Genomic DNA, 23,745 nt, shown 5'->3' with positions numbered 1-23,745 from the left:
GGCGCCCGGTGCGGCGACGGCCGAGCACGCCGGAGCGTGGGGTGACCTGTCAGGGGCGCAGCGGGTGAGCTGTCACTGCCGGTGCCGCCGATCGGGATCATCGACGGGGGCGGCCCCGAGGCCGGCCGCGATCCGGTCCGGAAGCGGATAGACGTGTTCGACGGGCAGCCGCGCCGCCGCTGCCTGTTCGTCGCCCCGGCGCAACAGGTCCCGGATCTGCCCGACGGTGGCGGTGACGTCCTCGACCGCGACGATCCAGTCGTCGACGTACCGGTCGACCGCCTCACCGGACAGCCCGACCTGCAACGACCGGTACGGCAACGCGGTCAGCCGCAGTGAACGCTCCGGGTCCCACTGCATCCGGACCGGACTGGCCCGCAACTGCCGTGACCAGTTCTCCCGGTCGCCGTGCAGGTCACGGTCGTAGTGACTCAGACAGGCCCGGCCCAGCGCCCACTCGAACCCCGCCCGCGTGATCTCGATGGACAGCACACGTTCCTGGCCGGGCTTGGTGGCCCAGCCGCAGCGGTACATCATCCACAGGAACGACGGCTTGATCCACGTCATCCGCTCCCGTTTGAACGGGGCCACGAAGCGGCCGGCGGCCACCGCCGGCACCGCGATGTCCGGTGGGTACGCCTGGTACACGGTGACGGTCGTGGCGGTGTGGCGGGCACGGATCTGGCGCTCGGGCACGGACATCCGCTGATCCTCGACGATCAGGACCCGACCGGTCCACCAGGATTCCGCGCCCGTCGACCTCCTCTGGACGAGGCCGGTGTTGCCCGCGCGGTGTTCACTGCAGGCAGGTCTCCGTCGACTAAGGAGGGTGGGCATGCGGCGATGGTGGCGGACGCTGAAACCCGCCGAGCAGGTGGTGGCGCTCGGCGCACTGGTCACACTGGTCGTGGGTGTCATCGCGGCGGTGCCGGCGTACCTCACCGCCGCCAAGGAGACACCGACGGGGTCCGGGTCTGCGGCCGGCTCCACCCCACCTCCGGAACCGACGACAGGTCCACCCGGGACGCCGGAGCCGACCGATCCACCGCCCCCACCGCCCACCACCACCACCACCGCACCGGCGACACCGAGCAGCCCACCTCCCACCCGGACACCGCCCCCCACGGTCGCTCCGACCGTGACCAGGACGCCGACGGTACGGTTCGCGATCACCAGTGCGACGGTGGTGCCGAACTGCTCGGACGTGTTCGGCACGGGGGACGAGCCGGCGGCCGGCCGAACCGCCGTGCTCTTCGTCCGCCCGGCCGGCGGGACCTACTTCTACGAACAGCCGCTGCGCTTTCCCACCCCGCACAGCTGGCGGGCCAACCGGGTCGTCGTCGGCGACGGGACGTCGCCGGGACAGCGCTTCGAACTGCACGTCTTCCTCGTCAGCGACGCGTACGCCAGGGAACTCACGACGCACGACGGGTCGCCCTACCCGGTCGCCGACGTGCCGGGCGAGCGGCTCACCTCGGCGGCGGTGACGCGCACCGACGAGATCGGCAACTGCTGACCCGGTCCGGGAGCGGACAGCGGTGACGCGGCCCCGCCGTCCCGGATGGCGTCACCGTCCTCGACCCTCGTCGTCCGGTCGGCGGCTGCGCGTGAGGAGGTAGCCGGCATAGGCGGCCAGCGCCACGGCCGCCACCATCGCCGACGGACCGGCCAGCTCGCGGGCGCTCGCGCGGGAACCCAACGCGACCCCCGAGGAACGGTCGGCCAGCAACGACCAGCGCGACCGCCACGCCAGGGCCGACCCGACCGAGAGCGCCGATCCGATGGACAGCACCGATCCGGCGGAGCCGACGCTGCCGACGGAGGCGATCGACCCGACGCTGCCGATGGACAGCACCGAGCCCCGCGACCCGATCGACAACACCGAGTCGGTGGACCACAACGACAGCCGCGACGATCCGGTGGAGGTCATGGACGCATTGTCCCGCACCCCGGTCGCTTTCGAAGGCCGATCGGACCCGTCCCGCCCACCAGACCGTCACCCGCGCCGACCGGGGCGTGACCGGATGGTGCCCGGTGGTGCGGCCGGTCTGGACGGGCCCGCCGTCAGGCCGGCTCGGGCACGCCGCCCGGATCGCCGTCGTCGGGCATCGGCTCGACCGGGGCCTCCGGCAGCTCGCCGGGCGTGTCGGGGAGGAGTTCGCCGACGTCGTCCGGCACCGGCTCGCGGGGGTCGAGGGGTGGGTACACGTCCGGGTCGAGGTCAGGGTTTGTCATCGGACAATTATCCGGCACGACGGTCGGGTGCGCCTGTCGGCGGCGGCCGTGCCGGCGTCGTCGCGGTCCGCCCGGCAGTGGGTCTGCGCGGGCGGTGGCCGGGTGGCCCCGGGGGAGTCCCGGGCCACCGGGTGAGATCAGGCGTCCTCGTCGTCGCCCTCGTCCTCGTCGTCGAGGATCTCGTCGGCGATCATGCTGCCGGCGAAGCCGAGCGCCGCGCCACCGGGCACACCGGTGGTGACCGCGCCCATGCCGGGCCCGTCGTGGTCGTGGTGCCCCTCCCTGTGGTGGCCGCCCGGATGCCCGTACCCGCCGTGCCCGTACGCGGGCTGGCCGTATCCACGTCGTGGCTGCCGCCGGTCAGGTTCAACTACCCGGCACGGAATCGTTGCCCGGCAACGACTTCAAAGACATCCACTGTGGAAACCGCTGCGGCCGGAAGCTACCAACGCAACCTGAACGGTGGCGGAGTGGACGGGGACCGCCACCGTCCGTCGACTCCCGACCCGATCCGGGCGCGCGACGGTCGATGTCTGTACCGTGTGGACGGAAGATCGGTGGCCGTCGCCGTGGTGCCGCATCGTGAGCGCGGTACGGAAGTGGAAGATATCCGACTATAGTGGCGGCGGTCACGCCATGGTGGTGAGGAAGGGCGGCGATGGAACGGCCGGAGTGGGCGCCAGCGGATGTCGATCTCAGCCGGCCGAGCGTGGCGCGAGCCTACGACTACTGGCTCGGCGGCTCGCACAACTTCGAGGTCGACCGGGAGTTCGCCCGCCAGGCGCTGGCCGCGGTGCCCGATCTCCGCCTGGTCGCGCGGGCGAACCGGGAGTTCCTGCACCGCGCGGTGCGGTTCATGCTCGACCAGGGCGTCCGGCAGTTCCTCGACATCGGCTCCGGCATCCCCACCGTCGGCAACGTGCACGAGATCGCCCAGCAGGTCGACCCGGACGCCCGGGTGGTCTACGTGGACATCGACCCGGTGGCGGTGACGCACAGTACGCACATCCTCGCCGGCCAACCCAACGCGGTGGCCCTGCTCGAGGATCTCCGCCACCCGGAGGCCATCCTCGAGCACCCGGAGACCCGCCGGCTGCTCGACCTCGACCGGCCCGTCGGCCTGCTGCTCGTCTCGGTGGTGCACGCGATCCCCGACCACGACGACCCGTACGGCCTGATCAAGCGCCTGTGGACGCGCCTGGCCCCCGGCAGTTGCGTGGCGATCAGCCACGTCACCGCCGACAGCCGACCGGACGAGATGGGCGAGGGTACCCGGCTCAGCGGCCGGACCAACACGCCGGTCACCGCTCGCACCCGCGCCCAGGTGGAGGACTTCTTCGCCGGCCTGGATCTGGTGGAGCCCGGCGTGGTGTGGTCACCGTTGTGGCGTCCCGAGTCGCCGGCCGAGGTCGGCGAGCACCCGGAGCGGATGAGCTTCTACGTCGGGGTCGGACGCCGCAGGTGAGCGATCGGCCCGACGCCGACGGAATCGACGACCGGCACCGGCCGGGCGTCGAGGAGTTCGTCGCGGCGTGGGCCACCGCCCTGCACCGGGCCCACTACGTGCCGGTCACCGCCGAACAGCGGCACCGGATCGTCAGCGCACTGGCCGACCAGCTGGTCACCGCCGTCCTCGCCGACCCGGGCAGGCCCGGCGACGGCCAGCGGATCGGTGCCGCTCTGGTGGCGGCCGGCTTCGGCTCGCCGGAGGCGCTCGGCGGAACGATCGCGGTCATCGGCGCTCGACTGCCCGCCGCGCTGGGCATCGCCGCCGATCCCACCCGCGCCACCCGGCTCAACGACCTGCTGGCGGAGCTCGCGGCGGGCTTCGCGTCCGCCGCCCACGACCGCAGCCTGCGGGAACAGGACGCGGTCCGGCTGGCCGCGCTGGCCGCCCGCACCCAGGCCGAGGAGGCGTTGCGGGTTAGCGAGGCCCGGTTCCGCCGCTTCGCCACCCACGACCAGTTGACCGGCCTGCCCAACCTGACCCGGTTCACCGAGGAACTGGGACGACTCTGTTCCGCCGCCGTGCCGGTCGACCGGGTCGGGGTCTGCTGTCTCGACGTCGACGACTTCGCGGCGGTCAACGACGTCCTCGGACACCAGGTGGGCGACCTGCTGCTCCGTGAGATCGCCCACCGCCTCGCCGCCCTCACCGACCCGCGGATCGACCTGGTGGCCCGGCTGGACAGCGACCGGTTCGCGATCCTCGTCCGCGACACCGCCTGCGCCGAGGACGCCATCAAGATCGCCGACCGGGCACTGGCCACGCTCGCCGCCCCGTTCCACGTCAACGACACCGAGGTGCCCCTCACGGCGAGCGCGGGGGTGGCCGAGGGCGCCGTCGCCGACGACGGCGCCACCCTGATGCGGGACAGCGAGATCGCGTTGCACTGGGCCAAAGCCGACGGGAAGGCCACCCTGCGCCGGTTCGACCAGGACCGCAGCGCCGCCGACGCGGCGCGTTACCGGCTGTCGGCGGCCATGCCGGCGGCGCTGCACCGGGGCGAGTTCACCGCCGCCTACCAACCCATCGCCGCGCTGCGCTCCGGACGGCTGGCCGGCGTGGAGGCACTCGCCCGGTGGCGGCACCCCCGGCTCGGACTGCTGACCGCCGCCCGGTTCATCGACCTCGCCGAACACACCGGCCTCGTCGTGGCACTCGGCCGCCACCTGCTGGAACAGGCGTGCCAGCAGGCCAGCCGGTGGCAGCGGATCCAATCCGGGCTGTACGTCAGCGTCAACGTGTCGGTACGCCAGCTGCGCCGCAACGGCCTGGCCGGGGAGGTGGCGCAGATCCTCGACCGGACGGGCCTGCCGCCCCACCTGCTCCAGTTGGAGGTCACCGAACAGGCCGTGATCGACCTGACCGGCGCGGTGACGGAGTCCCTGGCGGCGCTGATGGCCCTCGGCGTCCGGATCGTCCTCGACGACTTCGGCATCGGCTACGCGAACCTGGCCAACCTCCGCGCCCTCCCGCTGTACGGTCTCAAGCTCGACGCCAGCCTGACCCGTCCGGCGGCGCAGCCGGTCCGGCAACCGGGGGCCCGCCGGCCCGGCACGGACGACGACTTCCTGCGTACCGTCGTGTCCCTCGGGCACCGGCTCGGTCTGGTCGTGACCGCCGAGGGCATCGAAACCGCCCAGCAGGCCCACCGGCTGGCCGCGACCGGCTGTGACAACGGGCAGGGCTGGCACTTCGGCCGGCCGGTGCCGCCCGAGGAGATCACGGCCGGCATCGTCGCGCAGCGTGACCTCGACGCGGTGTCCCGGGACACCGCCCTGCCGGCTTTCCCGGCCCCGCAGCGCTGACCTGCGGCTACGCGGCAGACCGCCCGCGGACCGCCCCGGACGGGTGCGTCAGGATGGAAGGAAACCGATCCGGCGAAGATATGACGCCGGTCACTTCGATCGGGGACCCGATCCGGTGCGGCCGTCGTCTTACCAGGTGTGAGGACAGACATGGAAGCAGACGACGAGGGTGAACTCGTACGCCGCGTCGCCCGTGGCGACCGCCAGGCGTTCGACGAGCTCTACCGGCGTACTGCCCCGTGGTTGGAGGTGCGCCTGCGCCGCCGCTGCGCCGACCCGGACATGGTGGCCGAGGTGCTCCAGGACACCTACCTGGCGGTCTGGCGGGCGGCGGGCAGCTTCGCCGGGACCCGGGCGCGCACCGGCGGCGAGGCGCAGGGCAGCGCCGTGGGCTGGCTGTGGACCATCGCCGCCCACCGGCTGGTCGACGCGTTCCGTCGTCGCGCCCGCCGCAGCCAGGTGCCGCAGGTGGAGCTGATGCCGGCCACCGCCCCCGCCGCCGAGGACGAGGTGATGGCCGCCCGGATCGGCCAGGAACTGGAGCAGGCCCTGCTCACCCTGCCGCCCGGGGTCCGGGCCGCCCTGCGGGCCACGGTCCTCGACGGGCTCTCGGCGCGCGAGGCGTCGGTGCTGCTCGGCGTACCGGAAAACACGGTGAAGTCCCGGGTCCGCCGGGCCCGGGTCGCCCTACGGGAGGCATTGTCATGACCACCCACCCCAACCTGACCCAGATCGACCGCTACGCCACCGGCGACCCCGGTCTCGACGAGGCCAGCGTCTGGGCGATCGAGGTGCACCTCGAAGACTGCGCCGACTGCCGCGCCCGCCTGGCCGGCTGCACCACGGCGGAGAGCCGGACCGTGATCGATCTGGTCGCCACCGCGCTGGACCGGGAGATCGCGGCGACCCCGGCCCCGGCCCGCCGCAGCCGGCCCTGGTCGGTGGCCCGGCACCGCTGGTTCGTCGGCACCCTGCTGCCCTGGCTGGTCATGACGGTGACGGTGCTCGGCTGTGCCGCGCTGCTCGGCGCGCTGTGGGTCGGCCTCCCCTCGGTGGTGCTGCTGATCGCGCCGCTGGCGCCGCTACCCGGCGTGGCGGTCGCCTGGCACCGTCGGGCCGACCCGGCCTGGGAGCTGATCGCCGCCACGCCCGCCGCCGGCCTGACGATGCTGCTGCGGCGCACGGCTGCGGTGCTGGCGTTCGTCATCCCCGCGCTCGCCGTGGTCGGCGCCGGGACCGGGGCGTCGATGGCGCTGCTGCTGCTGCCCTGCCTGGCGTTCACCGCCGCCACCCTGCTGCTGGGTACCCTCGTCGGCGTACGCCGCGCCGCGCTCGGCCTCATCACGGCCTGGACGCTCGCGGTGATCGCCCCCAGCCTCGTCGCCGCCCGGATGCCGGTGGTGCTGTCGGCGGACAGCGCCCGCACCTGGGCACTGGTCACGGCCGTCCTGACCGTCGTCGCCCTGCTCCGGGTCGACGGTTTCCGGCGCCTGGCCCACCACGACTGATCCCCACCCCTGCCCTTACCTACCACACCCCCGACCTTGCGGAGCGGTACGGCCACCGGGCCGGACCGCCACCCTGCCCTGGCAATTATCGAAGGAGACAGCGACGATGCGTGCGGTGAGCGCGGTCGAGACGACCACCACCACCCATCCCTGGGCGATCCACGCCGAGGGCCTCCAGGTCCGCGCCGGCCGGTACCTCGCCGTCAACGGCCTCGACCTGGCCCTGCCCACCGGCGTGCACGGACTGCTCGGCCCCAACGGCGCGGGCAAGACCACCCTGATGCGCGCCCTGGCGACCGTCGTGTCCCCGGCCGGCGGCCGGTTGACCCTGCTCGGACACCCCGTCGACGGCCGTTCCGAGCTGCGGGCGGTCCGTCGCGCCCTGGGCTACCTGCCGCAGCAGTTCGGCTACTACCCCCGGTTCACCGTGCGGGAGTTCGTCGGCTACATGGCCTGGCTCAAGGAGATGCCCAAGGCGGGCGTCGCCGAGGCGGTGCAGCGGGCCATCGACCGGGTCGGGCTCACCGCCAAGGCCGACGCCCGGATGAAGACGCTCTCCGGAGGCATGCTGCGCCGGGCCGGCATCGCCCAGGCCATCGTCAACGATCCGCGGCTCGTGCTGCTCGACGAGCCGACCGTCGGCCTCGACCCGGAACAACGGCTCGACTTCCGGGAACTGCTGCGCGACCTCGGCGTCGACACCTGCGTGCTGGTCTCCACCCACCTGGTCGAGGACGTGGTCGCGGCCTGCACCGACGTCGTCCTGGTCAACGAGGGCCGCCTGGTGTGGCGGGGCACGCCCGAGGTGCTGGCCGCACAGGGCGACTCGGGTCACGCCGGTGACAGCCCGGCCGAGCGGGGCTACTCGGCGCTGCTGCGTCAGCACCGCGCGGAGGCCACCCGATGAGCGGGCGGGCCGTCGACGTGGACACTGCCGCCGCCCGGCGGCCCGAAGAAAAGCGGGGTGCCCGGGTGGGCGTCATGGGGATCGAACTGCGCCGCTCCGCCGCGCTGGGAGCCGCCGTGATCACGGTGGTGGTCGGGGTCGGGGCGCTGTACGTGGCGACCGGCCGCTGGTCGACCGGCTGGATGGCCCTGGCCCTGGCCATCCGGGAGTACCTGCTCCTGATGTGGCCGCTCGCCCTCGCGGCCGGAGCCTGGCAGGGCCGCCGGGAACACCGGGCGAAGGTCGGCGAACTGTTCGCCACCACCGCCCGCCCCCGCGCCGCCCGGATGCTGCCGGTGCTCGGCACGATGGCCCTCACCCTCGTGGTCGCCTACCTGGTGGTGACCGCGGCGGGCATCGCCTGGATCGTCACCACCGCCTCATACCTGCCGTTGCTGAACTTCGTCGTCGTCACCGCGGTCGGCGCGCTGTCCCTGGTCGCCGCGGCGTGGCTCGGACTGGGCATCGGACGGCTGCTGCCCGCCCTGGTGACCGCCCCGGCGCTCGCGGTGGGCGGCGTGCTGCTGGTCTTCTTCGCCACCATCTCGCCCCCGGAGCGGGTGGCCGCGGCGATCTCCCCGGCGCACGGCTCCGGCGGCTTCCACGAGTACCAGACCATCGACAACCGGGTCAGCGGCGCGCTGGCGATCTCGATGATCACGCTCGCCGTCACCGGCCTGCTGCTGTTCGTCGCCGACGGCTGGCGGCTGCGGGCGGTGGCGGTGCTGCCGGTGCTGCTCGGCGTCGGGGTGGCGACAGCGATCCTCCCCACCGACCGCGACGTGCTCACCTGGCCGGTCGACCCGGTCGCGCGGGAACTGGTCTGCACCGACGACACCCCGACGGTGTGCGTCAGCCGGGTCCACGCCAACGTGCTCGACACGATCACCCCGCCGGCCCGGGAGGGCCTCGCGGCGCTGGCGAAGCTGCCGGACGCGCCGACCATGGTGCACGAGGACACCCGCACGATCGGGTACCGCCGGGAGCAGCCGGCCGCCCGGGACGGAGTCGTCACGGTCGAGGTCCGCATCGACAAGCGGGGCCGGCTCGCCCACCCCGACCTCGTGTTCCTCGAAGTCGTCAAAGGACTGGGCGTCCCGTACGACTACGACTGCCAGAACCGCAACGAGACGGTCGAACGGGCGGCGGCGTACTGGCTCATGGGTCGCGAGCCGCGCTCGGACGTCGGGCTGGTTCCCGGCATGATCGAGGAGGACCCGGCGATCACCACCGGGGCGAAGGCCCTGTGGCAGGGCCTGCGGGCACTACCCGAGGCGGAGGCGGTGGCCCGGGTGACGGCCGTCCGCGACGCCGCGCGGGCCTGCCAGGACTCCGCGGGCCTGCTGTCCCGGAGCGCCAGGTGACCGGGACGCTGCTCTACCTGCGCGCACGCCGGGTACCCGTGGCCCTGGCCGCGGCGGTCGGCGGTGCCGCAGTGCTCTGGGCCCTCTACCGGGCCCTGGCCAAGGACCGCGACGCCACCCCGCTGCTGGTCGTGCTGACCGTCCTGATGATGGTCGCGGCGCTCGCCCCCACCCTCGCCGGCCCGGACGCGAACCTGGACCGGACGGCGTCCCTGCGCTGGCCCTGGCGACGCGGCGTGCACCTGCTCGCCGGCGGAGTGCTCGTCCTCGCGGTACTGCTCGCCACGCTGCACACCGGAGCCCGGTTCGGGCCGGCCGCACTTGTGGTCCGCGACACCGCCGGGCTGCTCGGCCTGACCGCGCTGTGCACGAGCGTGGTCGGCGCCGCCCGATCCTGGTTCCTGCCGGTGGGCTGGACCACCATCGCGGCCATCTACCCGCAGGGCGGCACCTGGGGAGCCGTCGCCACCTGGCAGGGCCAGCCGACCGACAGCCGGGCCGCCACGGTGACCGCGGTGGCCTTCGCCCTCGCCGGCCTGGTCGGCTACGCGGTCGCCGGCCCCGCCCGCACCGACCCGGCGGAGTAGCGGCTCCGACGTCCGGCGGCGGGCAGGAGAGCCGCCGCCGGACGCGGCGGGGGATGACCGGGCGGCCGGGCGGGGCGTCGCCCGGTCAGCGCGGAGACGCGGCGGCGGTGCAGGCCGGTGGTAGGTGGAACCAGCGCAGCGCCTCCACGCCGGCCGGCAGCCCGGTGGGCCCCTCGTCGACCTGGTCCCGGCGGCCGGCCAGGATCTCCCGCGCCTCGTGCAGGTAGCCGGCCAGGGCATCCTCCCCGGCCCGACGTCGGGGTGCCGCCGGCTGCTCCCCGCCGGTCACCAGCCGGGCCAGGTCGGCCAGACCCACCGACCGGCCCGGCCCCCGGTGGTGCCGCCACAGGCCGGTACGGGCGTCGAAGCGGTAGTCGGCCAGCAGCCGGTGCCCCTGCCGGGCGACCAGGTCGACGGCGTCGATCAGATAGTCGGCCACCCGGTCGGACAGGAAGTAGCCGAAGGTGATCCGGGTCCACCCCGGCTTGATCCCCTCGCACCCCCGGGCGAGCTCCACCCGGAACGCCCGGGACCGTTCCTCGTCGATGCCGAGCAGGCGGTGCCCGTACGGGCCCGCGCAGGAGCAGCCGCCGCGGGCCTGGATGCCGAACAGGTCGTTGAGCAGCGCCACGACGAAGTTGTGGTGCAGGTGGCGGGCGCCGTGGCGGATCTGCACCGACACGATGGGCAGCCGCCGCGCCCGGGGGTTGCCCAGGACCACGATCCCCGGGTTCGTCGACCAGCGGCGCAACGCCCGCGACCACAGCCGCTGCTCACGCTCGGCGATGACGTCGGTGCCGACGGACTGCTTGAGGGCGAACACCAGGCCCGCCCGGATCGACTCGACGATCGCCGGCGTGCCACCCTCCTCACGGGCCACCGGATCGTCGAGATACCGGTGCCCCACCGGGTCGACGAACGCCACGGTGCCGCCGCCGGGCACCACCGGAATGCGGTTGCGCATCAGATCCCGCCGCACCACCAGCACGCCGGGGGTCTGCGGGCCGCCGACGAACTTGTGCGGGGACAGGAACACCGCGTCCTTGCCGTCCGCGGCGCCCGGCGTCGACTCGCCCATCCGGATCGGCAGGTACGGGCCGGCGGCGGCGTAGTCCCAGCACGACAGCGCGCCGTGGGCGTGCAGCAACGCCGCGATCGCGTCGATGTCGGACAGGATGCCGGTGACGTTCGAGGCGGCGGAGAAACTGCCGACCCGCAGCGGGCGGTCCGCGTAGCTGACCAGCCGCTCGGCCAGCTCGGCCCGGTCGATGTGCCCGTCGGCGTCCGCGCCGATGACGACCACGTCGGCGTACGTCTCCCGCCACGGCAGCTCGTTGGAGTGGTGCTCGTACGGGCCCACGAAGACCACCGGGCGCTGGTGCGGGGCGATGGCGTCCAGCAGGCCGTGGCGGCGCGCCGGCCCGTCGGGCAGCCGCAGTTCGAGGATGCCCACCAGCTTGTCGATCGCCGCCGTGGCCCCCGCACCGCAGAAGATCACCGCATGGTCGTCGTTGCCGCCGACGGCGTCGAGGATCGTCCGCCGGGCGTCCTCGCGCAGCCGCCCCGTCGCCCGGCCGGTGGCGGAACTCTCGGTGTGGGTGTTGGCGTAGCGGGGGAGGACCCAGTCCCGGACGGTGTCCTCCACGAAGTCCAGCGCCCGGCCGGAGGCGGTGTAGTCGGCGTAGGTGATCCGGCGGGGCCCGTACGGGCCGTCGAGCACCTCGCCCTCGCCGATGACCCCGTCGCGGATCCGCGCCAGCAGCCGCTCTGTGTCGACCGTACCCATGTCGCGCTGCCTCCCCACGGCGATGGCGACGGGGCGGGTCGACGGGGTGTCGGCGAGCGTCGGTTCCCCGACCGCTGTCCACAGTGTGCCCGACCGGCCGGCCCCGCCGCTCGCCGCGTCCGCCTGGTGCCCGCGCCCGTACGGGTGCGACGATCTCCACCGGCCCTGCCGACGACCCGAGGAGAGCGCGAATGGCGACCGCTGCCGAGCTGGACGACTGCCGGCGGGTCGCCGAGGAGGCGGCCCGCCTCGGTGGTCGGGAACTGCTGCGGCGCTTCGGCGACCACGGCCGCGTCGACTACAAGACCGCCCCCACCGACCTGGTCAGCGAGGCGGACCGGGCCAGCGAGACGCGCATCGTCGAGCTGCTGCGCGCCCGTCGCCCTGGCGACGGCATCCTCGCCGAGGAGGGCAGCGACCACGTCGGCGACTCCGGGCTGCGCTGGGTCCTCGACCCCCTCGACGGCACCGTCAACTTCGTCTCGGGAATACCGTTCTGGTGCGTCAGCGTCGCCTGCGAGCAGCAGACCCCGGACGGCTGGTGGCCCGTCGTCGGGGTGGTCCACGACCCGGTCCACGACGAGACGTTCTGCGGTGTCCGGGGCGGCGGCGCGGTGCTGAACGGCGTGCCGCTCACCCGGCGTGCCGGTGTCACCCTCGGCGAGGTCGTCCTCGCCGCCGGCTACGCCTACGACGTCGCCCACCGCCGGGTGCAGGCGGCCGTGGTCACCGACCTGGCCGGTGACGTGCGCGGGGTGCGGATGCTGGGCTCGACGGCGCTGGCGCTGGCCTGGATCGCGGCGGGACGCTGCGACGCCTACGTCGAGGACCGCACGTTCCGCTGGGACTGGGCGGCCGGTCAGGTGATCGCCGTCGAGGCCGGCGCGGCGGTGGAGGTGAGCGGTAGCCGGGTGCTCGCCGCGCCGCCGGAGCTGATCGACGGCCTGCGTCCCCGGGTCGCGACGCTGGGGTGACCCGCACCGGCGGTGCCGGGCGGGGCGTCACCCGGCGCCGAGGCAGACGAACGCCGCCGCCGTGGCCCCGGCGGTGCCGTCACCGGAGGCGACGAAGGCCCGCTGGGCGTCGGCGAGCGCCTGCGCCGGTCGCAGCCCGGCCCGCATCCGTCGGTGCAGGTCGAGCATCAGCGCGGTGGTGGGGTCGGCCGGCACCGGCAGCACGGTGGCCACCAGGCACCGTGCCCCCAGGCCGAGCAGCACGGCGGTGAAGCCCATGACCTCGTCACCGGGGCGCACCCCGGTCAGCCCCGAGTCGCACGCGGACAGCACCACACAGCCGGGCGGACGGGTGACCCGCTCCCACTCGTAGGCGAACAGCGGTCCGTCGGCCAGCTCCAGTGTGGAGAACTGCGGATTGTCGGCGCGGAAGGTGCCGTGGGCGGCGATGTGGACCAGTCCGGCCCCGTCGAGCGCCGCGGTCAACGCGGCGGCGGTGGCGTCCGCGCCGGTGAGCAGGGTCGCCCCCGGCAGCACCCGCGCGAGCCGACCCACCTCGGCCTGACCCGCCGGCAGGCGCGGCCCGCAGGCCAGCACCGACGGCCCGGCCGAGGGTTCACCGTCGTCCGCCCGTAGCCAGGCCGTGGCCGACGGGGCGACCGTCACGGCGCGCCCGGCGCAGGTCGGCAGACCCGACCAGGCCACCGCGTGCAGGGCCCCGACCGGCACGATCACCAGGGGACGGTCGCCGAGGTGCCGGCGCAGCGGATCGAAGAGCTGACGGTCCAGTGCGGCGGCGGCGTGTCCGGCGCCGTCCCGCGCGGTCGCCGTGTCGCCGGTGGTGACCAGCCGGCGCAGGGCGAACCGGTGCCACCGGGTCAGGCGCACCGCCTCGGCCAGCGGACCGAGATCGTGCAGGCTGGCCCGGCCGTCGCGGACCAGCACCGCCCGCAGCCGGTCGCCGTGGGCGACCAGCTCGACCAGCACCCGGGCACCGAGCCGTCCGGCGAGCACGCCCACGCCGGGCGGGTTCACCACACCGGTCCCGCCAGGTACCCGGCGGGCCAGGTCCCGGATGCGCTGCTCCAGCCGCGCCTGCCGGCCACGCAGCGCGTGTGCCGGCCGGCCCGCCAGCACCTCGTCCTCCAGCAGGCTGCTGACGAGCCGCAGTTCGGTGAGCGCCGCGAACAGGTCCGGGTCGTCCGGGGGCAGCGCCGGACGCATCCGCAGGGTGTTGGCCCGCCAGCGTTCGGCCCAGGCCAGGGTGCGGGCCGGGGAGCCGGCCCGCACCGCGATGTCGAGACCCTCGGCGGCCAGTTCCCGACCGTACGTGCCGCTGTGGGCGCGCAGCTCCGTGGCACCGAGCGACGTGCGGTGCCGGTCCAGCACGGCCAGCCCCCGCCGTAGCGCCCGGGCCGCCCCGGCGTCGTCACCGGTGAGCCGACGCGAACGGGCCAGGGCGTACCAGCCCTGGGCGCGGCGGGAGGCGGTGCCCCGACGGCGGGCCTGCGCGGCCACGTCGAGCAGGGTCACTGCCCGGTCGACCCGACCCGAGGCGGCAGCCAGCAGGCCGGCTTCGAGGCGGGTGGTCAGCGCCGGCCCCGGCCACCCGGTGGCGTCGAGTTCGTCGGCCGTCCGCACCATCGCGGTGAGCAGCGCCGCCGTCCGGGTGCCCCGGCGGAACTCCGCGCGCAGCTCGACGTGCCGGGCGAAGGCGGCCCAGGTGCGGCGACCCTGACGCCGGAACCTGACCCGGGCCTGGGCTGCGGCCGCGGTCGCGGTGTCCAGGTCGTCGGCGAGCAACGCGGCGCGGGCCTGGGCCAGCAGCGCCTCGGCGAGGTCCGAGGCCATGCCCCGGCGGTGCAGCTCCCGTACCGCGGCGGCGGCCACCCCGACCGCCTCGTCGAGCAGTGGCACCGACAGCAGCAGCTCGAACCGGTCCAGCAGCAGCGCCGGACGCGGGACGGCGAGCCGCCGGTACTCCTCGTCGACGTCGGCGAAGCAGCGCAGCGCGACGGCGATCTCGCCGCGTTGCCCGGCGGCGATGCCGCTGTTCCACCGGGCGTCGGCCGCGGCGAGGTCGAGCCCGAGCCGGTGGAAGACCGCCGCCGCCCGGGAGAGGTCGTCGCCGGGGCCACCGGAGGAACCGCGGTGCGCGTTGAGCAGTCCCCGGTTGTTGCGGGCGCGGGCCTCCAGCAGCGGATCGTTCTCGCGTTGGGCGATGTCGATGGCGATGCCGTAGTCGCGCACCGCCTCGGCGTAGCGTCCGCGGTAGTGCAGCACGACCCCCCGCTGCATCCGGGCCCGGCCGGCGTCGGCACCGGTGAGCTGGGGCAGCGCGGCGGTCACCGCCCGCAGCGCGGCGGCGGTACGACCGGCGTTGGCCAGCACGTACCCGAGGCTCATCCGGGCCAGCGCCCGGGTACGGGGGGTGCCGGCCACCCGCACCGCCCGGCGTAGGTGGCGCAGCGCGCCGGGCAGGTCGTTGAGTTCGCGCAGGGCCAGCCCGATGGCTCGCTCGGCAGCGGAGCGCTCGTCGTCGTCGGCGGTCTGGCTGGCGAGGACCCGCTGGGCGATGCTGATCGCCTCGGGTGGGTATCGCTGGACGGCGTCGAGCGCCGCCTGGGCCGCCGCGGCACCGCAACCGGTGCTGTCGGGCATGCCCTAGAGAGTCCACGACGAACAGCCGCGAGTCAACGTCGAGAATCCATCGCGGGAATGTCGTCAATGGGTGTCCTGCTCGCTTGCCCCTAATTGACAAGCGGCGATGGTGCGGAATAATTGGCGGTCGGGGAATTCACCGCGCCCGCCCTCGGTGGGCACGCTTCTTTCACGAGCATGGAGGATCCGTGCCGCCGTCTGACCACCCCACCGTGCCGGGTCCGGGCGGCCCACTGTCCCGACGGCGGATCCTGACGCTGTCCGCGCTGGCCGTGGCGGTGCCGTTCGGTGTGCTGCCGCGTCCGGCCCCGGCCACCGCCGGCGACGCGGACGCGGACGCCTACCAGAAGGCGTTCGAGGCCGCCCTGGCCGCCGACCAGAACGTCCGCCGCTACACCGCCCCCGGCCGGGAGATCCTCTACCGCCCCCGGCAACTGCTCGCCGCCGCCGCCGACGCCCAACGGGTCGCCACCTGGCTGCGCGCCCACGATTATCCGGTGACCGTCGGCACCGGATTCGCCGGTGTCACCCGGCTGCTGTTCGACCGGGAGACCGACATCCCCGGCGTGGTGCGAAAACTGCGCGACCCCCAGCAGTGGCCCGGCCAACCGGTGCCGGCCGTGCAACCCCACCACGTGCTGCTCGGGCTGGGCAACATCATGGGCAACCCGGGCACCCCGCCCCGCGCCGCCGCGGCGCTGCCGCCCCCCGACCCGACCCGGCTCGGCGAGGGCGCCGGTGTCACCGTCGGCATCTGCGACACCGGGATCTGGCAGCAGGCCGGCGCGTGCCACCCGCAGTGGCTCGGCGGCACCTACCTTCCGCAACCCGACGACGAGGACCCGCTCTACGTCCACACCGACGTGCTCGCCCCGCAGGGCGGGCACGGCACCTTCGTCGCGGGGGTGGTCCGGCAGGCCGCCCCGGGCGTCCGCGTCGACCCGGAACTGGCCCTGGACCCGACCGGGGTGGGCGACGAGTCGACGGTGGTGGCCGCCCTGAGCCGGCTCGCGCCGCAGGTCACCGTGTTCAACCTCTCGCTGGGCGGCTACACCCTGGACGACCAGCCGTCGCTGCCACTGGCCAACGCGGTGGCGGCGTTGCCGGCGACGAGCGCCGTGGTCGCGGCGGCCGGCAACGCCGGCACCAGCCGCCCGCTCTGGCCGGCCGCCCTGGACCGGGTGGTGGCGGTCGCGGCGGTCAGCCAGACGACCGGCGGCCCGGTGCCGGCGGCCGACAGCTGCTACGGGCCCTGGGTGGACGCCTGCGCCGTCGGCGAGCGGCACAGTACCTACGTCGAGGGCCAGCTCCCGCTGCCCGGCAGGCCGGCACGGCAGTTCCACGGGTTCGCCGTCTGGGCCGGCACCTCGTTCGCCACCGCGCACGTCTCCGGGCGGCTCGCCGCGATGATGACCGCCGGGGGCATCAGCGCCGCTGCCGCGCGTGCGAGCCTGCTCGCCGCCCCCCGCTGGCATCCCGACTACGGGGTCCTCGTCGGATGAGCCGCGTCGACGCCCCGGGCGGTGACCCGGCGACCGGTGCCAGCGCGACCAGCCTGCTGTCCGCCGCCGCCCGCGGCGACGAGTCGGCCTGGGCCGAGCTGGTCCGCCGGTACACCCCGATCGTGTACGCGGTGATCCGCGCCTACGACCTCAGCCGCTCCGACGCGGCCGACGTCAACCAGACCGTCTGGCTGCGCCTGGTGGAGCAGTTGGGCCGGGTACGCGAACCCGAGGCGCTACCGGGCTGGCTGGCCACCACGACCCGCCGCGAGTGCTACCGGCTGTCCCGGGTGAGCCGCCGGTCGCACCCCGTCGACCCCTACGACCAGACGTTGGAGCTCCAGCACGGGTTCTCCCGGGAGTTGGCCGCGATGGCACCCGCTCCGGACGACGAGTTGCTGCGCGCGGAGCGCCGGCAGGCGTTGCGGGCGGGTTTCGTGCAGCTCCCGTCGCGCTGCCAGGCGTTGCTGGCGCTGCTGACGGCCGACCCGCCGGTGAGCTACCGGGAGGTCGCCGAACGGCTGGGCGTGCCGGTCGGCAGCATCGGCCCGACCCAGGCACGATGCCTGCGTAGGCTGCGGGAGTGCCCGGCGATCGTCGAGTTTCTCGGAGCTTCCACCATCGGTACGAAACGGGGGTGAACCGGATGGAGCCGTGGCCGCCCGCGGATGACGAGGCGCTGACGACGGAGCTGGGTGCGGCCCTGTGGGACACCGGGCCGGTCTCGGAGGCGTACCTGAGCGCGGCCCTGGCCGCGTTCACCTGGCGGACCGCCGACGCGGAACTGGCGGTCGCCGAGCTGACGTTCGACTCGGCGGTCGACGCCGAGCTGGCCGGTATGACCCGTTCCGCGGCGTCCGCGCGGACGTTGTCCTTCCGGGCCGGGTCGGTGCTGGTGGAGATCGAGGTGACCGATGCCGGGATCGTCGGTCAGCTCTCCCCGTCCGGTGGCGGGCGGGTCAGTGCCCGGACGGCCGCCGGCACCTACGACGAGGCGCCGGTGGACGCCGTGGGCTTCTTCTCGCTGGGTGTCCCACCGCCGGGCCCGGTCCAGTTGTGTGCGCGCACCGTCGGGTATGCGGTGTCCACCGCCTGGGTCTGTCTGCGCTGACCCCGGCCCGGCGGCGGTGCGCCGCCCTCTCGACGGCGTCCGCCCGTGCCGCCGTCGTCCGTGCCCGGTGGTGACCCGCGACCCACGACGGTGGGGCGCGGGCCGTGCGGCCCGCGCCCCCGTCCTGCGGTGGTGACGGTGTTACCCCCGCTGCTCGCCCGCCAGCAGGTACTGCACCCCGCCGAGGTCGGCCCGCGCGGTGCCGTCGGCGTCGGGTCCGAACTGGGTCACGTTGAGCGCGGTCTCCTTGGCCAGGGCGGTGTCGGCCGAGAAGGCCAGGGAGAACTCGAGGCGCTCACCGGGCTTCAACAGCAGCCCGCTGATGCTGGCCTTCGTGGGTTCGACGATCTCCAGTTCGGTCTTGCCGACCTGGCGGACCCCCGTGCCGACCTTGCCGGTGGACTGCCAGCGCTCGAACAGGGTCGGGCCGAGGTCGACGAAGACCCGGGCACCCTGGGCCTGCTCGGCCGGCTGGGTGAAGACCAGGTCGTTCTTGGTCTCCGCGGCGGTCACGTTGCCGATCGCGAACGGCCGGACGACCCGGGGCCCGCCCGAGACGAGTCGGACCGAGTCGACGTTGCGCCAGGCGACGTTGTTGTTGTACTGGGTGTTGACGCTGGTGCTCGGCCCTTCGAAGGTCATCGGGTCGGTGGGCGAGACCCAGCGCGCCAGCAGGCAGAAGTGCCCCGGTCCGGGCACCCCGGTCCACGGGACCGTCACGGTGGTGACGCCCGGGTAGACGGGCACGCTGACCGCGCCGATCTGGGTCCAGTGGGTCGGCCAGGTGGCGCCGCCGCCCGGGGTCGTCCGGTAGACGCGCAGCACCCCGTTGTCGATGCCCGAGCCGTACGGTCCGTTGTTGCGCAGCTTGATGAAGAGGTAGTTGGTGACCCCGACCCTCGGGTTCTGGCTGACGGAGCACTCCACGGCCGTCGGGCAGACCTTGATGTCGGGACTGGCCCACAGCGGGCTGTACGAGTGCGGTTGGATGCCGGTGTCGGCGGTGACGTCCTTCATGTAGACGTCGGTGCGGGCTGCCGCGGCGGCCTTGCCCTGCGGTGCCTCACCGGGTGCCGCGGCGGCGGCGGTGACCGCCAGCAGCCCGGCCAGCGCCGCGCCCGTGAGGACGGCCAGCGTCGAGCGGCGGACGCGCTTTCCTACCTTGCCCATGACAGGTTTTCTCCCATCGGCGGGGGACGTCGAGTCCGGCGTGTTGCGATGCCGTGTCGACGCGATGACGTCGTTGAAGAGCCGTGAACGTGCCGGGAAATACCGTCGTCGCGTTGGCCGTCAGATGACGCCAGGACCGGCAAATAAGACAGCCATCGATGTCTGGTGCGCATGTGTCCCGGCGGGTTCCACCCGAAACGACACGGTGGTTCCGGCGTGATCGCGACCACTGCCGGACATGCGGGTGTACTAGGGTGCTCCCATGGATCTGAGTGACAGCGCCTCACCGGTGACGGCCACCCGGCACGGTCCAGCGGAGGGCGACTCGTCGACACCGATCCGGCTCCGTGCGGCGGACATTCACAAGCGGTACGGCAAGAACCACGTCCTGAAGGGCGTCGATCTGACGGTTCGTGCCGGCGAGGTGGTTGCCATTATCGGCGCCAATGGTTGCGGAAAGTCGACGCTCATGAAGATCTGCGCCGGTCTGGTCAGCCCGTCCAGTGGTGTGGTGGAGGTGGACGAGAGCATGGCCTACTGCCCTCAGCAGGCAGGACTCATGGGTTACCTGACCGCCGACGAACACTTCGCGTTGTTCGGTGCCGGCCACGGGATGGGTCGCAGCGAGGCCCAGGCCATCGGCCGGCAGCTCGCAAAGAGCCTGGCCTGGGACGGCGGAATGACAACTCAGGCCAGACATCTCTCCGGTGGCACCCAGCAGAAACTCAACCTCATTCTCGCCGCGCTGACCGATCCCGACATACTGCTGCTCGACGAGCCCTATCAGGGTTTCGACCGGGGCAGCTACATCGACTTCTGGGACTGGGTGCTACAGCGACGCGACGCCGGAAAGTCGACGCTCGTCATCACCCACATGTTGAATTCGCTCGATCGGGTCGACGCCGTTCTCGACCTCGGCGCGAAGGCGGCAGCCGACTCATGACCAAGCTGCTCACCGTCGCAGAGATGATGAGCCGGGATCTCGCCCGGCGACGGGTGGCCCTCGCGCTGCTCGCATTCGTTCCCCTGCTGTTCTACCTGGCCCGGCACGACGGCAATCCCGAGAAGGCGATCCGCTTCGCCGGTCTCGGCCTGGCCTGGGCGGTGAGTACGGCCGGCCTCTTCCTGAGCAACACCACAAAGGCCGTGGAGCGGCGGCTACGCCAGATCGGCTACCGGCCGGCGCACCTCTACCTCGGCACGCTCACCGCGCTGCTGGCCCTGGGCGCCGTACTCGCCACGGTCTACTGGGTGCTCATCTATCTCGACCAGGACAACCTGGCCCGGCCCGACGCGGTCGCCATCGAGTTCGGGCTCACGATCGTGGTCGCCGCCCCACTGGGCCTGCTGATCAGCGCCGTCGCCCCCCACGATCTGGAGGGCACCCTCGTCCTGATCTCGATCACCGGATTGCAGTTCCTCGTCGAGCCGGACCAGAAGCTCGGCAAGGCCCTGCCGTTCTGGTCGACCCAACAGGTCGGGACCTTCGGCCTCGACGGCGGCGACCCGGAGTACCTGCGCCAGGGCCTCCTGCACGGCGCCGTGTACTGCGTCGGCCTCATTCTGGTCACGGCGGTGCTGGCCAGCGTGCGGCTACGGCAGCGCAGGCACCTGCGGATCCGGGCGGCCGTCCGGTAGGAACAGCCGGGCGGGTGCGGTGCGCCGTGCCCGCCCGACGCTCACCCCACCTCCCGCAGGGCGAACGACACGTCGTTCGGCGGTGCCACCAGCAACGGCAGCCGCTCCTCGGGGGTACGGGCCTGCCGGCGGCGTTGCTCCAACTCGGCCATGCGTCGCATGCACTCGGCACGGGCGGGTGACCCGAAGCCGGTCTCCGGCGCCGCAGTCAGCGAGGCTGCCCAGGCCCGGTAGCGGTAGAGCGGCCGGCGCAGGTTGCGGATGCGGTACAGCCAGGCGACCCGTAGTTGGAAGTCCGTGTCGGAACCGAAGGCCGCGGTGCCGTCGAAGCCGTTGAGCCGAGTGAAGACGTCCCGCCGGACGACCGTCGCCGGGTGCAGCGCGACCGTCTTACGGCCGAACCGGTGCACCAGGTTCCCGTTGCGCGGCATGTGCCGTACCCCCTGGGGGGTGCCCGACGCGTCGATGACGCGGTACCCGCAGCCGACGAGATCGGCCCGGCCCCGTTCGAGCACCGCCAGTTGGCGGGCGAAGCGGTCGGGCTCGCTGACGTCGTCGGCGTCCTGGAAACCGATGTACTTCGTGGACACCGATGCGACCACCGCGTTCTTCAGCCGCAGCGGCCCGACGTTGCGCGACGCGCGCAGCAGCGTGAGCCGTGGGTCGTTCCGCCAGGGTGCGAGCGCGGTGATCCAGTCGTCGTCCGGCGAGTGGTCGTCCGCGACCACGAGCCGCAGGTCGGAATGGGTCTGCCCGAGCACGGAGGCGACCGACTCGGGCAGGTAGGTGGCGCAGCGGAAGTGCGGCACGATCACGGTCAGCAGGGGTTGCCCACCCATCAGGCGCCGACCGGCATCGACTCGCTGCGTACCGCGTCGATGTGCGCCCGCAGCCCCTCCCGGAGGGAGACCGACGCGCGGAAGCCCAGCGCATCGGCCGTACGGGTGACGTCGGCGCGGGTCGACGCCACGTCCCCCGCCCGGTGGGGCTCGACGCGGACGTTCGCCGGGCGGCCCATCAGCTCACTGATCAGGTCGATGATCCCGGTGACCGAGATCTGCTCACCGGTGCCGACGTTGCACACCCGGCTCGGCCCCGGCGCGTCGACCGCCGCCGCCACGGCGCGCACCGCGTCCCTGACGAAGACGAAGTCACGACGCTGCGAGCCGTCGCCGAAGACCCGGATCTCGCGACCGTCGCGGACCGCGGAGATGATCCGTGAGATCAGCATGTCGGGCCGTTGCCGCGGGCCGTACACCGTGAAGAACCGCAGGGCCACACTGGTCAGCACGGAGGCGGGGCGCGCCGCGTAGGCCAGCGCGAGGTGCTCCGCCGCCAGTTTGGTGACGGCGTACGGGGAGATCGGTGCGGGCGGTTGGTCCTCGTTCATCACCCCGTCCGGCTGGTTGCCGTAGACGCTGGACGACGAGGCGATCACCAGCCGTCGTAGTCCGGTCTGCGTCCCTGCCTCCAGGAGCCGTCGGGTGACGATCACGTTCGACTCGACGTAGTCGTCGAAGCGGTCCCACGAGGGCCGGACCCCGGGCAGCGCGGCGAGATGGACCACCGCGGAGGCCCCGTCGAGCAACGGTCGGATGTCCGTGGTGCGCAGGTCGGCGACGACGTGCCCGCCGGCCGCGCCGGCCGGCTGGGGCCGCAGGTCGACACCGACCACCGGCTGGCCACGGCCGGTCAGGTGCTCCACCAGGTGTCGCCCGATGAACCCGGCGGCACCGGTCACCAGCACCGTGCCCCGTGGGTCGTGAACCGTCATTTCCGTGCCCTTCCTGGTGCTGGGACGTGCCTGGCGGTGGACTCTCAGCTGTGCCGGACCGACAGCGTGTGGGCCAGTTCGGTCAGCGCCGACCGCACCTGCGTGGCGATGGGCAGGGAATCGAGCACCGACACCGCCTGCTCGGTGCGGGCGTGGATCATCTCTTCGACCGTCCGTAACGCGCCGGTGTCCCGCACGATGTGCCGCAGCCGCAGTGCCTCCCGCTCGCCGAGGCGCGGGTTGCCGTGCCACCGGGATATCTCGGCGGCCTGGGTGGCGTCAGCCCGTTGCCTGGTCAGCGCCATGAGTACGGTGGACTTCCCGCTGCGCAGATCGCTCAGGGTCGACTTACCGGTGACCGCGTCGTCGCCGAACAGGCCGAGGATGTCGTCACGCAGTTGGAACGCCTCACCGATCGGAACACCGAACCGGGAGAGCCGGTCCACCTCCGGTCGGGGTGCGCCGGCCAGCATCGCGCCGATCTGCAGCGGACGCTCCACCGTGTACTTGGCCGACTTGTAGAGCAGGATCGTCAGGCAGTCGGCCAGATCGGCCCGGACGGCCTCGCCACGGACGTCGAGATACTGCCCGAGCAGCACCTCGACGCGCATGCTCTGGAGTAGCCGGGCCGCCGCCGCCACCCGCTCCGCAGGCAGGCCGCAACTGTGGAACGCCTCGTCGGACCAGGTCAGACAGAGGTCACCCCAGAGGATCGCCGCGTTGCGGCCGTAGTGTTCGGGGTCGCCGCGCCAACCGAGCCGGCGGTGCGCCTGGGCCATGGTGACGTGCAGGGTCGGGTTACCCCGCCGGACGTCGCTGTCGTCCATGATGTCGTCGTGCACCAGGGCGAAGAGGTGGAACAGTTCCAGTGCCGTGGCGGCCACGATGATGCCGGGGTCGTCGTCACCGCCGAACGCCCGCCAACCCAGGCAGCAGAACGTCGGCCGGGTGCGCTTGCCCCCGGCCAGTGCCAGGGCGCGTAGGGCGTCGACCCCGTCGCGCCACTCGGGGTTGGCGTTCATGTCCCGCCGGGCGGTCAGGAAGCTGTCGATCGTGCGTTCCACCTCGACCCTGAGCCCGGGCCCGGAGAGGTCGGGCGCACCTCGGGCGGTCTCGCTGGTGGCGGTCATCTGTCCCCCGTCCGGTCGCAGGCGATGTCGACGGCAGGTAACCGGTGTCCGGTCCCGCCGGGGTGAAC

23 protein-coding genes are annotated in these 23,745 nt (G+C 73.5%); 14 read left to right on the top strand and 9 right to left on the bottom strand.

Annotation, left to right across the window (positions count from 1 at the left end; all coding sequences use genetic code 11):
* Positions 1–72: 72 nt before the first annotated feature.
* Positions 73–702 (bottom strand): DUF4291 domain-containing protein, encoded by a 630-nt coding sequence (locus tag ACN260_RS17400; protein ID WP_422752115.1) that lies wholly within the window; start codon positions 700–702, stop codon positions 73–75.
* A gap of 133 nt (positions 703–835) precedes the next feature.
* Between ACN260_RS17400 and ACN260_RS17395 the strand changes: the two genes are divergently transcribed.
* A complete protein-coding gene (locus ACN260_RS17395; RefSeq protein ID WP_422752114.1) occupies positions 836–1,516 on the top strand; it encodes a hypothetical protein in 681 nt (226 codons plus the stop codon).
* A gap of 51 nt (positions 1,517–1,567) precedes the next feature.
* Here ACN260_RS17395 and ACN260_RS17390 read toward each other — a convergent pair whose 3' ends face one another.
* A complete protein-coding gene (locus ACN260_RS17390) occupies positions 1,568–1,930 on the bottom strand; it encodes a hypothetical protein (RefSeq protein ID WP_422752113.1) in 363 nt (120 codons plus the stop codon).
* A 134-nt stretch (positions 1,931–2,064) separates the two neighbouring features.
* Positions 2,065–2,235, bottom strand: coding sequence for a hypothetical protein (locus ACN260_RS17385; RefSeq protein ID WP_168222526.1), 171 nt, complete (start codon positions 2,233–2,235; stop codon positions 2,065–2,067).
* Between the two features lie 658 nt (positions 2,236–2,893).
* On the opposite strand from ACN260_RS17385, the gene ACN260_RS17380 reads away from it, so the two are divergent.
* From ACN260_RS17380 to ACN260_RS17350, 7 genes are all read left to right on the top strand, one after another.
* Positions 2,894–3,700 carry an SAM-dependent methyltransferase gene (locus tag ACN260_RS17380; protein ID WP_422752112.1) on the top strand — a complete coding sequence of 269 codons (807 nt, stop codon included), beginning with the start codon at positions 2,894–2,896 and terminating at the stop codon, positions 3,698–3,700.
* Entirely contained in the window at positions 3,697–5,547 is a 1,851-nt protein-coding gene (locus ACN260_RS17375; RefSeq protein WP_422752111.1) for a putative bifunctional diguanylate cyclase/phosphodiesterase, read from the top strand. The genes ACN260_RS17380 and ACN260_RS17375 overlap by 4 nt, the downstream gene beginning before the upstream one ends.
* Before the next feature lie 150 nt (positions 5,548–5,697).
* Entirely contained in the window at positions 5,698–6,255 is a 558-nt protein-coding gene (locus ACN260_RS17370; protein WP_422752110.1) for an RNA polymerase sigma factor, read from the top strand.
* Complete coding sequence (locus tag ACN260_RS17365; protein ID WP_422752109.1) at positions 6,252–7,055, top strand: hypothetical protein; 804 nt, start codon at positions 6,252–6,254, stop codon at positions 7,053–7,055. Before ACN260_RS17370 ends, ACN260_RS17365 begins: the two co-directional genes overlap by 4 nt.
* A gap of 106 nt (positions 7,056–7,161) precedes the next feature.
* Positions 7,162–7,962 (top strand): ABC transporter ATP-binding protein, encoded by an 801-nt coding sequence (locus ACN260_RS17360; RefSeq protein WP_422752108.1) that lies wholly within the window; start codon positions 7,162–7,164, stop codon positions 7,960–7,962.
* Positions 7,959–9,365: a hypothetical protein gene (locus ACN260_RS17355; protein WP_422752107.1), complete on the top strand. Its 1,407-nt coding sequence runs from the start codon at positions 7,959–7,961 to the stop codon at positions 9,363–9,365. The genes ACN260_RS17360 and ACN260_RS17355 overlap by 4 nt, the downstream gene beginning before the upstream one ends.
* A complete protein-coding gene (locus tag ACN260_RS17350) occupies positions 9,362–9,952 on the top strand; it encodes a hypothetical protein (RefSeq protein WP_422752106.1) in 591 nt (196 codons plus the stop codon). The genes ACN260_RS17355 and ACN260_RS17350 overlap by 4 nt, the downstream gene beginning before the upstream one ends.
* A gap of 85 nt (positions 9,953–10,037) precedes the next feature.
* On the opposite strand, the gene ACN260_RS17345 is transcribed toward ACN260_RS17350, so the two are convergent.
* The gene (locus ACN260_RS17345; RefSeq protein ID WP_422752105.1) at positions 10,038–11,738 is read right to left on the bottom strand and encodes an aminotransferase class V-fold PLP-dependent enzyme; all 1,701 of its coding nucleotides are present in this window, start codon (positions 11,736–11,738) and stop codon (positions 10,038–10,040) included.
* Positions 11,739–11,929: 191 nt separating this feature from the next.
* Here ACN260_RS17345 and ACN260_RS17340 point away from each other — a divergent pair, with 191 nt between their 5' ends.
* Complete coding sequence (locus ACN260_RS17340) at positions 11,930–12,712, top strand: inositol monophosphatase family protein (protein WP_422752104.1); 783 nt, start codon at positions 11,930–11,932, stop codon at positions 12,710–12,712.
* 27 nt (positions 12,713–12,739) lie between these two features.
* Here ACN260_RS17340 and ACN260_RS17335 read toward each other — a convergent pair whose 3' ends face one another.
* Complete coding sequence (locus ACN260_RS17335; RefSeq protein ID WP_422752103.1) at positions 12,740–15,352, bottom strand: CHAT domain-containing protein; 2,613 nt, start codon at positions 15,350–15,352, stop codon at positions 12,740–12,742.
* Between the two features lie 188 nt (positions 15,353–15,540).
* Here ACN260_RS17335 and ACN260_RS17330 point away from each other — a divergent pair, with 188 nt between their 5' ends.
* Genes ACN260_RS17330 through ACN260_RS17320 form a run of 3 tightly spaced genes read left to right on the top strand, consistent with a single transcriptional unit; the run spans position 15,541 to position 17,965 of the window.
* Positions 15,541–16,854 carry a S8/S53 family peptidase gene (locus ACN260_RS17330; RefSeq protein ID WP_422752102.1) on the top strand — a complete coding sequence of 438 codons (1,314 nt, stop codon included), beginning with the start codon at positions 15,541–15,543 and terminating at the stop codon, positions 16,852–16,854.
* On the top strand, positions 16,851–17,495 hold the full coding sequence (locus ACN260_RS17325; RefSeq protein ID WP_422752101.1) for an RNA polymerase sigma factor: 645 nt from the start codon (positions 16,851–16,853) through the stop codon (positions 17,493–17,495). Before ACN260_RS17330 ends, ACN260_RS17325 begins: the two co-directional genes overlap by 4 nt.
* 5 nt (positions 17,496–17,500) lie before the next feature.
* Positions 17,501–17,965 carry a hypothetical protein gene (locus tag ACN260_RS17320; protein WP_422756740.1) on the top strand — a complete coding sequence of 155 codons (465 nt, stop codon included), beginning with the start codon at positions 17,501–17,503 and terminating at the stop codon, positions 17,963–17,965.
* Between the two features lie 141 nt (positions 17,966–18,106).
* Here the strand turns inward: ACN260_RS17320 and ACN260_RS17315 are convergent, their stop codons facing one another.
* Positions 18,107–19,135: a hypothetical protein gene (locus ACN260_RS17315; protein ID WP_422752100.1), complete on the bottom strand. Its 1,029-nt coding sequence runs from the start codon at positions 19,133–19,135 to the stop codon at positions 18,107–18,109.
* 262 nt (positions 19,136–19,397) lie between these two features.
* Between ACN260_RS17315 and ACN260_RS17310 the strand changes: the two genes are divergently transcribed.
* Both ACN260_RS17310 and ACN260_RS17305 read left to right on the top strand, forming a co-directional pair.
* Positions 19,398–20,078: an ABC transporter ATP-binding protein gene (locus tag ACN260_RS17310; protein WP_422752099.1), complete on the top strand. Its 681-nt coding sequence runs from the start codon at positions 19,398–19,400 to the stop codon at positions 20,076–20,078.
* Complete coding sequence (locus ACN260_RS17305) at positions 20,075–20,773, top strand: hypothetical protein (RefSeq protein ID WP_422752098.1); 699 nt, start codon at positions 20,075–20,077, stop codon at positions 20,771–20,773. Before ACN260_RS17310 ends, ACN260_RS17305 begins: the two co-directional genes overlap by 4 nt.
* Before the next feature lie 41 nt (positions 20,774–20,814).
* Here ACN260_RS17305 and ACN260_RS17300 read toward each other — a convergent pair whose 3' ends face one another.
* The 3 genes from ACN260_RS17300 to ACN260_RS17290 are packed head-to-tail and all read right to left on the bottom strand — an operon-like array spanning position 20,815 to position 23,677.
* The gene (locus tag ACN260_RS17300; RefSeq protein ID WP_422752097.1) at positions 20,815–21,612 is read right to left on the bottom strand and encodes a glycosyltransferase family 2 protein; all 798 of its coding nucleotides are present in this window, start codon (positions 21,610–21,612) and stop codon (positions 20,815–20,817) included.
* The gene (locus ACN260_RS17295; RefSeq protein ID WP_422752096.1) at positions 21,612–22,547 is read right to left on the bottom strand and encodes an NAD-dependent epimerase/dehydratase family protein; all 936 of its coding nucleotides are present in this window, start codon (positions 22,545–22,547) and stop codon (positions 21,612–21,614) included. The genes ACN260_RS17300 and ACN260_RS17295 overlap by 1 nt, the downstream gene beginning before the upstream one ends.
* A 44-nt stretch (positions 22,548–22,591) precedes the next feature.
* Positions 22,592–23,677 carry a polyprenyl synthetase family protein gene (locus ACN260_RS17290; RefSeq protein ID WP_422752095.1) on the bottom strand — a complete coding sequence of 362 codons (1,086 nt, stop codon included), beginning with the start codon at positions 23,675–23,677 and terminating at the stop codon, positions 22,592–22,594.
* Positions 23,678–23,745 lie beyond the last annotated feature (68 nt).

Source organism: Micromonospora sp. WMMD708 (assembly GCF_049315245.1).
Lineage (GTDB): Bacteria > Actinomycetota > Actinomycetes > Mycobacteriales > Micromonosporaceae > Micromonospora > Micromonospora wenchangensis.
Note: the sequence above shows the minus strand (reverse complement) of the source record. Positions and strands in the feature narration are given on the sequence as shown.